This is a genomic window from Streptomyces sp. NBC_01275 (assembly GCF_026340655.1).
Lineage (GTDB): Bacteria > Actinomycetota > Actinomycetes > Streptomycetales > Streptomycetaceae > Streptomyces.
Genome location: NZ_JAPEOZ010000001.1, coordinates 4,803,991 through 4,817,028, shown reverse-complemented (window position 1 = coordinate 4,817,028; position 13,038 = coordinate 4,803,991). Strand labels below are relative to the sequence as shown.

Below are 13,038 nucleotides of genomic sequence, written 5' to 3'. Positions count from 1 at the left end.
GGACAACTCCAGGCGACTCGGCCGACCGGTCAGCCGGTCAACCGCTGAGGCGCACCGGCATACCGCGATCTTGTGGGGGACGACCCCCACACCCCAGCCGGTCAGCCGCTGAGACGCACCGGCATGATCAGGTACTTGTAGGCCTCGTCGGCCTCCGCGTCCAGTGCCGGCTTGCCGCTGAGCAGCGCGGGCTTGGTGGACGTCGTGAAGGACAGCTGGGCGACCGGGGAGTCGATGGCGCTCAGGCCGTCCAGCAGGAAGGTCGGGTTGAAGGCGATCGAGATGTCGTCGCCCTCCAGCTGGGCGTCGACCCGCTCCACAGCCTGTGCGTCGTCGCTGGAGCCGGCCTCCAGGATGAGCACGCCCTGCTCGAAGCTGAGCCGCACCGGGGTGTTGCGCTCGGCGACCAGGGCCACACGCTTGACGGCCTCCACGAAAGGGGCGGTCTCGATCACGGCGACGGAGTTGAACTCGGTCGGGAACAGCGTGCGGTACTTCGGGAGGTCGCCCTCCAGCAGCCGCGTCGTCGTACGACGGCCCGCGCCCTCGAAGCCGATCAGGCCTTCGCCCGAGCCGGAGCCGGACAGCGCCAGGATGACGCTGTCGCCGCTCGTGAGGGCCTTGGCGGTGTCCAGGAGCGTCTTGGCGGGCACCAGCGCGACCGCGGACGTCTCCGGGTTCTCCGGCTTCCACAGGAACTCACGGACCGCGAAGCGGTAGCGGTCGGTGGAGGCCAGCGTGACCGTGTCGCCCTCGATCTCGATGCGCACACCGGTCAGCACGGGCAGCGTGTCGTCACGGCCGGCGGCGATGGCGACCTGGGCGGCCGCGGAGGCGAAGACCTCGCCGGGAACCGTGCCCGTCGCGTTCGGCATCTGCGGCAGCGACGGGTACTCCTCCACCGGCAGGGTGTGGAGCGTGAAGCGCGAGGAGCCGCAGACCACCGTCGCCCGTACACCGTCTGTGGAGATCTCCACCGGCCGGTTGGGCAGGGCACGGCAGATGTCGGCGAGCAGCCGGCCGGAGACGAGGACCGTGCCCTCCTCCTCGACCTCCGCCTCCAGCGACACCCGCGCGGAGACCTCGTAGTCGAAGCTGGACAGGCTCAGCTGGCCGTCCTCGGCCTTCAGCAGCAGGCCCGCGAGGACCGGCGCCGGCGGACGGGCCGGAAGGCTGCGCGCCGCCCAGGCCACTGCCTCTGCGAGTACGTCGCGTTCCACCCGGATCTTCACTCTTGCCGCCTCCTGCTGTTGCCGGCGCTTCTCGCCCTGCCTGGCCTTCGTCGTCTGACTCGGTGTCGTCGGTCCCTGTGAGGGGAAGGACCACCGGGGACCAGTCTGACGCACACCACTGACAGTAGGTGCCGCTCGGGGTCAAGTCGTGATGAGGGGCAGTCGGGCACCGAAGAGCGAGTTGTGCACAGGACCCCCTTCTAAACGGATTCCTCGCTCTCTCTAGTTGGGAGTAGTAGTAGGGGCTGTGGAAACCGTGGATAACCCCGTTTTCCCAGCTCAGAGGCGATATTTTGTCCACCGACCCTGTGGGTGGAGGCGGTGGACAACCGGGGCCTTCTGTGGAGAACAGAAAGTTCTGCACACTCCGTGCACAGGGAGGGGCCACTTGTCCCCAGCTGCGTCCCCAGGTTTGGCCCCGTTTCCCACAGGGCAAGGCGGCAGCTTCGTGTGACGCCTTTCACTCGACTCGGTGAGGGGGCGCGTCGCGTTGCCGAACAGTGGACAGAGGTGTGGAGAAGTCGGTGATCCCTGGGGACAACCGGCTACAGCCTGTGGGTCACCCGGTGGACAACTTTGTACACAGGGTGTGGATCATTTCTTCGTCCACAGCCTGTGGAGATCCTTCGTCCACGAATCCACAGCCTGTTGACCTGGTCTGATGGTCTATCACCAGGGGGGTCTGTGGACAGCGATCTGGACAACTTCCCGGTCCCCAGGGTGTGGACGGGAAAAAGTCGGCGAATCTGTGGAGAGTGGCCGTAACCCGGCAGGTAATCGAACAGCGGATGACCGGCGGACGAGCGGTCGCCCGGGGCGCGGACCCCCGAAGGACGTCCTTCGGGGGTCGTGACGGGGCGAAGAGGGCCGCTGCGAGCGACCGAGGGCGCTCCCTCGGCACGACGAAGGGCGTCCCCGGGATCGCTCCCAGGGACGCCCTCGGCGCCGTATGCCGGTGTCTCAGCCGATCTGTCTCGCGGTCGGTCGGTGTCCCGGTCGATCGGTGTCGTGGTCGGCCGGTGTCTCAGCCGGCCTTGATGCGGTTGGTCAGCTCGGTCACCTGGTTGTAGATGGAGCGGCGCTCGGCCATCAGGTTGCGGATCTTGCGGTCCGCGTGCATGACCGTCGTATGGTCGCGGCCGCCGAACAGCGCGCCGATCTTCGGCAGTGACAGGTCGGTGAGCTCGCGGCACAGATACATGGCGATCTGCCGGGCGGTGACCAGCGCCCGCCCGCGCGAGGTGCCGCACAGGTCCTCGACCGTGAGCCCGAAGTAGTCGGCGGTCGCGCTCATGATGGCCGTGGACGTGATCTCGGGCGCCGAGTCCTCGCCGCCGGGCATCAGGTCCTTCAGGACGATCTCCGTCAGACCGAGGTCCACCGGCTGCCGGTTGAGCGACGCGAACGCCGTCACCCGGATCAGCGCACCCTCCAGCTCGCGGATGTTGCGAGAGATGCGGGACGCGATGAACTCCAGGACCTCCGGCGGGGCGTTGAGCTGCTCCTGGACCGCCTTCTTGCGGAGGATCGCGATCCGGGTCTCCAGCTCGGGCGGCTGGACGTCGGTGATCAGCCCCCACTCGAAACGGTTGCGCAGCCGGTCCTCCAGCGTGACCAACTGCTTCGGCGGCCGGTCGCTGGACAGCACGATCTGCTTGTTGGCGTTGTGGAGCGTGTTGAAGGTGTGGAAGAACTCCTCCTGCGTCGACTCCTTGTCCGCCAGGAACTGGATGTCGTCGACGAGCAGGATGTCCATCTCGCGGTACCGCTTGCGAAAGCTGTCGCCCTTGCCGTCGCGGATCGAGTTGATGAACTCGTTGGTGAACTCCTCCGAGCTCACGTACCGCACGCGCGTGCCGGGGTAGAGGCTGCGCGCGTAGTGCCCGATCGCGTGCAGCAGGTGCGTCTTGCCGAGCCCCGACTCCCCGTAGATGAAGAGGGGGTTGTACGCCTTCGCGGGCGCCTCGGCGACGGCGACCGCGGCCGCGTGCGCGAAGCGGTTCGAGGCGCCGATGACGAACGTGTCGAAGAGGTACTTCGGGTTCAGCCGCGCGGTCGGCTCACCGGGTCCGCTGCCCGGCGCGGGCTGCCCGCCCGAGGGTCCGCCCGCGCCTACGCCGGGTCGGCCGGGGCCGCCCGGACCGCCGCGGTGCGGGTGATCCGAGCCGCCCGAGGACTCGGACAAGTCCCGCCGCCCGCCGTCGCGCGGACCGCCCTGTTCGCGACCCTGGTCGCCCTGACCGTAGTGCGACCGTTTCTGCTCGTACGGCGACGGGTCGTACGGCGGCCGGTCCATGCCCTGCCGGTCCATCGGCTGGGGACGGTAGTCCTGGGACGGAGAGCCGTACGGGTCCTGCGAGGGAGGCCCGTAGGAGTCCTGCGACGGCGACGCGTACGGGTCGCGCTCGGGGAAGCCGAGCCGCTGCTGCTGCCAGCTGTACTCGTCCTGCTGCGGCGGCCGCGGCCAGGCGCCGGGCTCGGGGCGCTGGTACTCGGAAGGGTAAGCGGGCCGCGCGGTGGGCAGCTGGTCCTGGCGCGAGCCGGGCAACTGGTCGCCGGGCGTGGGCGGCAGCTGTTCGGCGCGGTGCCGGCCGTAGCCCTCGTACTGGCTCTCGTAGCCGTTGTCGTAGCGGCCGCGGTCCTGGCCGCCGTCGTACTGGCCGGACGGGAGCTCGGGCTCCTCGTAGCGCGACTGCTGCAGGGGAGGCGCCGGCGGGGACGGCGGCTCGCCCGCGGAGTCGTCCACGGTGATCGCGATGCGGATCGGACGGCCGCACTCACGGCTCAGCGTCTCGCTGACGATCGGGGCGAGGCGCCCTTCGAGGACGCCCTTCGCGAATTCGTTCGGTACGGCGAGCAGGGCGGTGTCGGCGACCAGCGCGAGCGGCTGACAGCGCCGGATCCAGTGCTCGTCCTTCACCTCGACACCCTGGCCCCGGCCCTCACCGAGGAGCTGCTCCAGCACTCGTGGCCACACTGCGGCAAGATCGGCAGGCACGTCAGCCACAGGGCACGCTCTCTCGTGGGTCCCACGAACGTGTGGTTGCGGGACGAATCGGGATTCATATCGGGTGGGGACAGGGACAAAGGAACGAATCGGAGTTCAGCCACGGTAGTCAGGGCGACGGCTGCGGTTCAAGTTGTTGTCCCCAGGCTGTGGACAGTGTCTCTCGACGGCCGCCGGTTTGACCGGATGGCGTAGCCGCGCGTACCGTAACCAGGTCGAGTTGTCGATGGCTGCTGCCGCCTGCCTCCGATGGGCACAGATCGCTTCAGGTGATCGGGAAGCGGTGCACTCGGGCGTGACGCGAGCTACTCGTGGGCGCACGGTGACAGCCAGGACGGCACCCCGCCACCACCGATTTATCTCTGGAGCCCCCGAGTGAGCAAGCGCACCTTCCAGCCGAACAACCGTCGCCGCGCGAAGACCCACGGCTTCCGCCTGCGGATGCGCACCCGTGCCGGCCGCGCGATTCTCGCGAACCGCCGCAGCAAGGGTCGCGCGAGCCTGTCCGCCTGATTCTGATCAGGTCATGACGTCGTGCTGCCTACCGAGCATCGGCTGAGGCGGCGCGAGGACTTCGCGACCGCAGTACGACGGGGCCGTCGGGCCGGACGCCCGACTCTCGTCGTCCATTTTCGAAGCGGTGCCACGGACCCGCACGCGCCTGGGGAGAGCGCTCCCCCGACGCGTGCGGGTTTCGTCGTGAGCAAGGCCGTGGGCGGTTCGGTCGTGCGCAACAAGGTGAAGCGCAGGCTTCGCCATCTGCTGCGCGACCGAGTCGACCTGTTTCCCCCCGGTAGCCTGGTAGTCGTACGGGCGCTGCCCGGCGCGGGCGACGCCGACCACGCACAGCTGACCCAGGACCTGGATGCCGCCCTTCAACGGCTGCTGGGAGGGGGCGCGCGATGAAGTACCCGCTACTGGCACTGATCAAGCTCTACCAGTGGACGATCAGTCCGCTGCTCGGGCCGGTGTGCAGGTACTACCCGTCGTGCTCCCACTACGGGTACACGGCCATCGACCGGCACGGTGCGGTCAAGGGAACGGCACTCACCGCCTGGCGGATCCTGCGGTGCAACCCGTGGTCGCCGGGGGGTGTGGACCATGTCCCACCGCGGAAGCGTCCGCGGTGGCACGAAAAGCTGCGGGACGCCTGGCGTGCACGCAGGGGCGGGACCTCCGCCGCCGAAACGGCCACCGAGGGGAATACCTCCTCGAGCCCGGCCGCAGAGACACCGTCCCATGCCCAAGGAGCATGATTAGTGGACACGATTGCCAGCCTCTTCAGCTTCATCACGACACCTGTCTCCTGGGTCATCGTCCAGTTCCACTCGGTGTACGGGGCCATCTTCGGCCCTGACACCGGCTGGGCCTGGGGCCTGTCGATCGTGTCCCTGGTGATCCTGATCCGCATCTGCCTGATCCCGCTCTTCGTGAAGCAGATCAAGGCGACCCGGGCCATGCAGACGCTGCAGCCCGAGATGAAGAAGATCCAGGAGCGCTACAAGAACGACAAACAGCGTCAGTCCGAAGAGATGATGAAGCTGTACAAGGAGACGGGCACCAACCCGCTCTCCTCGTGCCTTCCCATCCTGGCGCAGTCGCCGTTCTTCTTCGCGCTGTACCACGTGCTCAACGGCATCGCGTCGGGCGACACCATCGGCGTGATCAACGACAAGCTCCTGGAGAGCGCCCAGAAGGCGCACATCTTCGGTGCTCCGCTGGCCGCGAAGTTCACCGACGGCCAGGCGAAGGTGGAGGCGCTCGGCGCCTCGCTCACCGACGTCCGCGTGGTCACCGCGATCATGATCGTCCTGATGTCGGCGTCGCAGTTCTTCACCCAGCGCCAGCTGATGACGAAGAACGTCGACACCTCGGTGAAGACCCCGTTCATGCAGCAGCAGAAGATGCTGATGTACGTCTTCCCCGTGATGTTCGCCGTCTTCGGCATCAACTTCCCGGTCGGTGTCCTCGTCTACTGGCTGACCACCAACGTGTGGACCATGGGCCAGCAGATGTACGTCATCCGCAACAACCCGACCCCGGGTTCCAAGGCCCAGGCCGCTTACCTGGAGCGTCTGTACAAGCACGTCACGCACAACGGCAAGACCCGTCGGCGCAGCGAGCGGACCATCATCAAGGCCATCGTCGCCAAGGGCCGTGACCGCAACGAGGCCGAGCGCAAGTTCATCAACGGCCTGACCAAGGCGGGCCTCGCGGCCCAGGCCGACGGCAACGTGGTGAAGAGCGACGGCCAGACCGTGGTCCAGACCGAGGACGGCACGACCACGACCTCGGCCGCGGCGGCCGCCGCCGCCAAGCGTCAGCAGCCCAAGCGGCAGTCGAAGTCCCAGCGCCAGTCCGGGGGCCCGAAGGCGGCCGGCGAGACCACCTCGCTGAGCAAGTCCGACGAGCCGGAGGACGCGAAGCCCTCCGGTGCCGCCCAGCAGGCCGCTTCCAAGCCCGGCGCCGGTGGGCGCAGCAAGGCCCAGTCCGGGCAGCGCAAGGGCGGCCCGCAGCGCCCCAAGTCCCCGTCCAAGAAGTAAGAAGGAGCCCATCCCGTGACGGAAGGCACCACCTCCGCCGCCGCCGAGGGTGCAGACACCCTGACCCGCCTGGAGCAGGAGGGCGAGATCGCCGCGGACTACCTCGAGGGTCTGCTGGACATCGCCGATCTCGACGGCGACATCGACATGGACGTCGAGGCCGACCGCGCCTCTGTGTCGATCATCAGCGACGCGGGCACCCGTGACCTGCTGAAGCTGGTCGGCCGGGACGGCGAGGTGTTGGAGGCGCTGCAGGAGCTGACGCGCCTGGCCGTGCACCGGGAGACCGGTGACCGCAGCCGGCTGATGCTGGACATCGCAGGCTACCGCGCCCAGAAGCGCGCCGAGCTCTCCGAGCTGGGCGCCAAGGCGGCCGCCGACGCGAAGAACAGCGGCGAGCCGGTGAAGCTGAACCCGATGACGCCCTTCGAGCGCAAGGTCGTCCACGACGCGGTCAAGGCCGCCGGTCTACGCAGCGAGTCCGAGGGCGAGGAGCCCCAGCGCTTCGTCGTCGTGCTGCCCAACTGATTCGGTACGTAGGTATCCCCGGCCCCGTCTGTTGCGCAGGCGGGGCCGATCTTTGTCAGCCTGGTAGTTCTGGTGGTCGGCGCTCAATGCGCTGATGCGGTACGGAAGGACGGTCCCCGTGACGGAGGCAGCGGAGCTCCCCCCTGCGCCCGAGGTGGCACGCGAGGTATTCGGTGATCGCTTCCCTGATGCGGTCCGATACGCCGAGCTGCTGGCCGAGGCAGGCGTGCAGCGTGGGCTCATCGGCCCACGTGAGGTGCCCCGCCTGTGGGAGAGGCACATCCTGAACTGCGCGGTGCTCTCCGAGGCCGTGCCCGAAGACGTGACGGTGTGCGACGTCGGCTCGGGCGCCGGCCTGCCGGGCATCCCCCTCGCGCTGATGCGTGAGGACCTGAAGATCACCCTGCTGGAGCCGCTCCTGCGGCGCACGAACTTCCTGAGCGAGGTCGTCGAGCTCCTCGGCCTGGACCATGTGACCGTGGTGCGCGGCCGCGCCGAGGAGGTCATGGGCAAGCTCCAGCCGGTCCATGTGGTGACCGCCCGCGCCGTGGCGCCCCTGGACCGTCTCGCCACCTGGGGCATCCCGCTGCTGCGTCCCTACGGCGAGATGCTTGCACTCAAGGGTGACACCGCCGAGGAGGAGCTCAAGAGCGCGGCCACCGCACTGAGCAAACTCGGCGCGGTGAGCACCTCGATCCTGCATGTCGGCGAAGGAGTGGTCGACCCCCTCTCCACGGTGGTGCGGGTCGAGGTCGGGGAGAGCCCCGGCGGTGTACGGTTCGCGGCCAAACGGGCCAAGGCTGCCCGCACCGGCCGCACGCGCCGCCGCCGCTGACCGGACGCTGGTGTGGAGTACCTCACGGCCGCCTCACGGGGCGGAGGGGCGTGATCGCCCTGACGACGAGATGTACTCCACACAAGCTTCCCAACCTCTGCGGCGCGGAGTGTCGCGAAGATCCGGCCGCGCGCGCTGTGCATCGTGTTTCACGTGAAACGTCGCTCCCTGCTCCACGGCATCATCAGCCGCGGTCGCGCCGCAGCCGAACCCCGCGACCGCAAGCCTCTCGGTTCCCTCGATAAGCCCGTCGCTTCACTCGATACGGGACGGGAGTTGTCCACAGAGGTGGATTTCTCCACAGAACACCAGGCCTCACTGGTTCATGACCCCGAAGGCATGGCAGGCTCTGTTCATTGCGAGCTTGAAGTCGAGGAGAGTGAATCCTTGCGGTCCGACGCCAACATCGCGGGACCGATGACCGATCCGGTCCCCGGTCCCCGCACCGAGTCCCTGGGGGAGGATGTTTCACGTGAAACACCGCCCCCCATGGACGACACTCCGATCGGTCGTGCTGCCCAACTGGCGGTAGAAGCTCTGGGCCGCGCAGGCGAAGGTCTGCCACGCCCCGAGCAGACCCGCATCATGGTGGTCGCCAACCAGAAGGGCGGAGTGGGCAAGACGACGACGACCGTCAACCTTGCCGCTTCCCTGGCCCTGCACGGGGGCCGTGTCCTGGTGGTCGACCTCGACCCGCAGGGCAATGCCTCCACCGCCCTGGGGATCGACCACCACGCCGAGGTCCCGTCCATCTATGACGTGCTGGTCGACAGTCGACCACTGGCGGAGGTCGTCCAGCCGGTCCTCGATGTCGAAGGCCTCTTCTGCGCCCCCGCCACGATCGATCTCGCCGGTGCGGAGATCGAGCTGGTCTCCCTGGTGGCACGAGAGAGCCGACTGCAGCGGGCGATCCAGGCATATGAGCAGCCTCTGGACTACATCCTCATCGACTGTCCGCCCTCGCTCGGCCTTCTGACGGTCAACGCACTGGTGGCCGGCGCGGAGGTCCTCATCCCGATTCAGTGCGAGTACTACGCGCTGGAGGGCCTGGGCCAGTTGCTGCGCAACGTCGACCTGGTACGGGGGCACCTCAACCCCACGCTGCATGTGTCGACCATCCTGCTCACCATGTACGACGGCCGGACGCGTCTCGCGTCACAGGTCGCGGAAGAGGTGCGCACCCACTTCGGCGAGGAGGTGCTGCGGACGAGCATTCCTCGCTCGGTCCGTATCTCCGAGGCGCCGAGCTATGGGCAGACGGTGCTGACCTACGATCCGGGATCGAGCGGCGCCCTCTCCTATCTTGAGGCGGCACGAGAGATCGCGCTGAGGGGAGTGGGGATCAGTTACGACGCCACCCACGCCCATATCGGCGCCCAGAACAACCCGAACATGGTGGAGGGGATCCAGTGAGTGAGCGACGGAGGGGGTTGGGCCGTGGGCTTGGCGCACTGATCCCTGCTGCCCCGACCGAGAAGAACCCGGCGCAGGCCGCGGTCGGCGGGGGCTCTACGTCCCCCGCCGCTGTCCCGGTCCTGACGACCGACCGCGGGGTGGCCGCGGCGAAGGTGGCCACGCTGCCGCCGGTTTCACGTGAAACAGAGGAGCTGTCGGCGAACGGCGTCCTGGAGATGCCGCCGCCGCCCATCGGTGCGCACTTCGCCGAGATCCCGCTCGACGACATCACGCCGAACCCCCGTCAGCCGCGCGAGGTCTTCGACGAGGATGCGCTGCACGAGCTGATCACCTCCATCCAGGAGGTAGGTCTCCTCCAGCCGGTCGTCGTACGGCAGACCGGTCCCACGCGCTATGAGCTCATCATGGGCGAGCGGCGCTGGCGGGCCTGCCGGGAGGCGGGCCTGGAGGCGATCCCGGCGATCGTGCGGGCCACGGACGACGAGAAGCTGCTTCTGGACGCCCTGCTGGAGAACCTCCACCGGGCTCAGCTGAACCCGCTGGAAGAGGCGGCCGCCTACGACCAGCTGCTGAGGGACTTCAACTGCACGCACGACCAGTTGGCGGACCGCATCGGCCGGTCCCGTCCGCAGGTCTCCAACACCCTGCGCCTGCTGAAGCTCTCGCCGGCGGTCCAGCGTCGGGTCGCCGCCGGAGTCCTCTCCGCCGGCCATGCCCGGGCGCTGCTCTCCGTGGACGACTCGGAGGAGCAGGACCGGCTGGCCCACCGGATCGTGGCCGAGGGGCTCTCGGTGCGGGCCGTCGAGGAGATCGTGACCCTCATGGGTTCGCGCCCACAGACGGCCCAGCGCTCCAAGGGCCCGCGGGCCGGTGGTCGGGTCTCCCCGGCGCTGACCGATCTCGCGACCCGGCTCTCGGACCGCTTCGAGACACGGGTGAAGGTCGACCTGGGGCAGAAGAAGGGCAAGATCACCGTCGAGTTCGCCTCCATGGAGGACCTCGAGCGCATCCTCGGCACACTGGCCCCCGGTGAGGGACCCGTCCTGCAGAAGGGCCTCGTGGACGGCGACTCCGAGGAGACGGACGGATCCGAGGAGACGGACGGCTGAGCGAGTGCTGTGAGCGAGCCGTGTCCGGTGTGTACCGGAACACGGCTCGCTCTTTGCTTTCGGTCGGTATCGATGCAATCGCATCGTCGATACGATGCGATGAGGTAGGGCGCATCCACCTGGCAGCACCTCGGAGTGGGAGGCGGGGGCCTTGCGAACGATGAGCCGGACCGGACTGGTGAGCGCGGGATTGGGGCTGGGCGCGGTCGGCGGCTTCGTCGGCAGCCTGCTCAGGGAACGGAGCGCTCTGACAGCCGCTCGCGACGCTGCGGGCGACGGAAGCGAGGAACAGCCTTCATGGGGCGTCGGCTCGTACCGCTCACGCTGGACAACCTTCAAGACCTTCCCAAGCGCTGTCGCTCGTGCGTCTTCTGGGAGCTGGACCCCGTCAGCGGTGCGGCCGCGCTGAGGTCGGGCACGGCAGCAGTGGAGAAGGAGGGCTGGATCTCCGCCGTCCTGTTGGACTGGGGGTCCTGCGGCCGGGTCGTCTATGTCGACGACGTTCCCGTGGGCTTCGTGCTCTACGCGCCGCCGGCATACGTCCCCCGCTCGACGGCGTTCCCCACGAGCCCCGTGTCGCCGGACGCGGTGCAGCTGATGACCGCGTTCATCATGCCGGGCTACCAGGGCCAGGGGCTGGGCCGGGTGATGGTCCAGACTGTTGCCAAGGACCTGCTGCGGCGGGGCTTCAAGGCGATCGAGGCGTTCGGCGACGCCCGCTGGAAGGAACCGTCCTGCATGCTTCCGGCCGACCATCTGCTGGCGGTGGGCTTCAAGACGGTGCGATTCCATCCCACCCATCCTCGACTGAGGCTGGAACTGCGGACCACGCTCTCCTGGAAGGAAGACGTGGAGATGGCGCTCGACCGGCTGTTGGGGGCGGTCCAGAAGGAGCCTGCGCTGCGACCGCTCTGAGTACGGGAGTGAGTCTGAGTACGCGAATGGGCCGACCCTTGCGGGTCGGCCCATCGATGTTTCACGTGAAACATTGCCGTCGGTTCGACGGCTCAGCGCGTCACTCGGCGATGAAGCCCTCGAGGTCGCGGACGAGCGCGGCCTTCGGCTTGGCCCCGACGATCGTCTTGGCGACCTCGCCGCCCTGGTAGACGTTCAGGGTCGGGATCGACATGACGCCGTACTTGGCGGCCGTCGTCGGGTTCTCGTCGATGTTGAGCTTGACGATCTCGATCTTGTCGCCGTGCTCGGCGGCGATGGCCTCGAGGGAGGGAGCGATCTGGCGGCACGGACCGCACCACTCGGCCCAGAAGTCCACCAGGACGGGCTTGTCGCTCTTGAGGACGACCTCGTCGAAGTCGGCGTCGGTCACATTCTTCAGGGTGCCGGCCACAGGGGCTCCTTCATTCTGTGCGGTGGGAGAGAGGGGATCAGACGGAGGTCTTCGCAGGCTCGGCCTGCTCCTCGTCCGCGAGGGCGGCGAGGAAGCGCTCGGCGTCGAGAGCGGAGGAACAGCCGGTGCCGGCCGCGGTGATCGCCTGGCGGTAGGTGTGGTCCACCACGTCGCCGGCGGCGAAGACGCCTGTCAGGTTCGTCCGGGTCGAGGGCGCGGCGACCTTGAGGTAGCCCTCCTCGTCGAGGTCGAGCTGGCCCTTGAAGAGCTCGGTGCGCGGGTCGTGGCCGATCGCGATGAACAGGCCGGTGACCGCAAGGTCGGAGAGCTCGCCGGTCTTGAGGTTGCGCAGCTTGAGCGACGCGAGCTTCTGGTCGCCCTGGATCTCGGCGACCTCGCTGTCCCAGACGAACTTGATCTTCGGGTCGGCGAACGCGCGCTCCTGCATCGCCTTGGAGGCGCGCAGGCTGTCCCGGCGGTGGACGATCGTCACGGACTTGGCGAAGCGCGAGAGGAAGGTCGCCTCCTCCATCGCCGTGTCGCCGCCGCCGATCACGGCGATGTCCTGGTCCTTGAAGAAGAACCCGTCACAGGTGGCGCACCAGGAGACCCCACGGCCGGAGAGGGCGTCCTCGTTCGGCAGTCCGAGCTTGCGGTGCTGGGAGCCGGTCGTGACGATGACGGCCTTCGCCCGGTGGACGGTGCCCGCGGTGTCCGTGACGGTCTTGATCTCACCGGTCAGGTCGACGTTGACGATGTCGTCCGGGATGAGCTCGGCGCCGAAGCGCTCCGCCTGCGCGCGCATGTTGTCCATGAGCTCGGGGCCCATGATGCCGTCCTGGAAGCCGGGGAAGTTCTCCACCTCGGTGGTGTTCATCAGGGCGCCGCCCGCGGTGACGGCACCTTCGAACACCAGCGGCTTCAGCGACGCGCGCGCGGTGTAGAGGGCCGCCGTGTAGCCGGCGGGCCCGGAGCCGATGATGATCACGTTTCGGACGTCGCTCACGGCTTGGTTCCTCG

13 protein-coding genes are annotated in these 13,038 nt (G+C 68.3%); 9 read left to right on the top strand and 4 right to left on the bottom strand.

The window, feature by feature from the left end; translation table 11 throughout:
• Positions 1–101: 101 nt before the first annotated feature.
• Both dnaN and dnaA read right to left on the bottom strand, forming a co-directional pair.
• Positions 102–1,232 (bottom strand): DNA polymerase III subunit beta, encoded by a 1,131-nt coding sequence (dnaN, locus tag OG562_RS21205; protein WP_266400066.1) that lies wholly within the window; start codon positions 1,230–1,232, stop codon positions 102–104.
• Between the two features lie 1,024 nt (positions 1,233–2,256).
• A complete protein-coding gene (gene dnaA, locus OG562_RS21200) occupies positions 2,257–4,239 on the bottom strand; it encodes a chromosomal replication initiator protein DnaA (RefSeq protein WP_323187539.1) in 1,983 nt (660 codons plus the stop codon).
• 375 nt (positions 4,240–4,614) lie between these two features.
• On the opposite strand from dnaA, the gene rpmH reads away from it, so the two are divergent.
• The 9 genes from rpmH to OG562_RS21155 all read left to right on the top strand — a co-directional run bounded on the left by rpmH (position 4,615) and on the right by OG562_RS21155 (position 11,585).
• Positions 4,615–4,752, top strand: a complete 138-nt coding sequence (rpmH, locus tag OG562_RS21195; RefSeq protein WP_005482975.1) for a 50S ribosomal protein L34 — start codon at positions 4,615–4,617, stop codon at positions 4,750–4,752.
• A gap of 21 nt (positions 4,753–4,773) precedes the next feature.
• Positions 4,774–5,145 carry a ribonuclease P protein component gene (gene rnpA, locus OG562_RS21190; RefSeq protein ID WP_266400064.1) on the top strand — a complete coding sequence of 124 codons (372 nt, stop codon included), beginning with the start codon at positions 4,774–4,776 and terminating at the stop codon, positions 5,143–5,145.
• Positions 5,142–5,495 (top strand): membrane protein insertion efficiency factor YidD, encoded by a 354-nt coding sequence (gene yidD / locus OG562_RS21185; RefSeq protein ID WP_266400062.1) that lies wholly within the window; start codon positions 5,142–5,144, stop codon positions 5,493–5,495. The genes rnpA and yidD overlap by 4 nt, the downstream gene beginning before the upstream one ends.
• A gap of 3 nt (positions 5,496–5,498) precedes the next feature.
• The gene (gene yidC / locus OG562_RS21180) at positions 5,499–6,782 is read left to right on the top strand and encodes a membrane protein insertase YidC (protein ID WP_266400060.1); all 1,284 of its coding nucleotides are present in this window, start codon (positions 5,499–5,501) and stop codon (positions 6,780–6,782) included.
• A gap of 15 nt (positions 6,783–6,797) precedes the next feature.
• Positions 6,798–7,310 carry a R3H domain-containing nucleic acid-binding protein gene (locus OG562_RS21175; protein WP_266400058.1) on the top strand — a complete coding sequence of 171 codons (513 nt, stop codon included), beginning with the start codon at positions 6,798–6,800 and terminating at the stop codon, positions 7,308–7,310.
• Between the two features lie 118 nt (positions 7,311–7,428).
• Entirely contained in the window at positions 7,429–8,145 is a 717-nt protein-coding gene (rsmG, locus tag OG562_RS21170; RefSeq protein WP_266400056.1) for a 16S rRNA (guanine(527)-N(7))-methyltransferase RsmG, read from the top strand.
• Between the two features lie 339 nt (positions 8,146–8,484).
• Positions 8,485–9,558 (top strand): AAA family ATPase, encoded by a 1,074-nt coding sequence (locus tag OG562_RS21165; protein ID WP_323187659.1) that lies wholly within the window; start codon positions 8,485–8,487, stop codon positions 9,556–9,558.
• Positions 9,555–10,670, top strand: coding sequence for a ParB/RepB/Spo0J family partition protein (locus OG562_RS21160; RefSeq protein WP_266400054.1), 1,116 nt, complete (start codon positions 9,555–9,557; stop codon positions 10,668–10,670). Before OG562_RS21165 ends, OG562_RS21160 begins: the two co-directional genes overlap by 4 nt.
• 297 nt (positions 10,671–10,967) lie before the next feature.
• Positions 10,968–11,585 carry a GNAT family N-acetyltransferase gene (locus tag OG562_RS21155; RefSeq protein ID WP_266400052.1) on the top strand — a complete coding sequence of 206 codons (618 nt, stop codon included), beginning with the start codon at positions 10,968–10,970 and terminating at the stop codon, positions 11,583–11,585.
• Between the two features lie 100 nt (positions 11,586–11,685).
• On the opposite strand, the gene trxA is transcribed toward OG562_RS21155, so the two are convergent.
• A complete protein-coding gene (gene trxA / locus OG562_RS21150; protein WP_266400051.1) occupies positions 11,686–12,018 on the bottom strand; it encodes a thioredoxin in 333 nt (110 codons plus the stop codon).
• Positions 12,019–12,055: 37 nt separating this feature from the next.
• Entirely contained in the window at positions 12,056–13,024 is a 969-nt protein-coding gene (gene trxB, locus OG562_RS21145) for a thioredoxin-disulfide reductase (protein ID WP_266400049.1), read from the bottom strand.
• Positions 13,025–13,038: the final 14 nt, after the last annotated feature.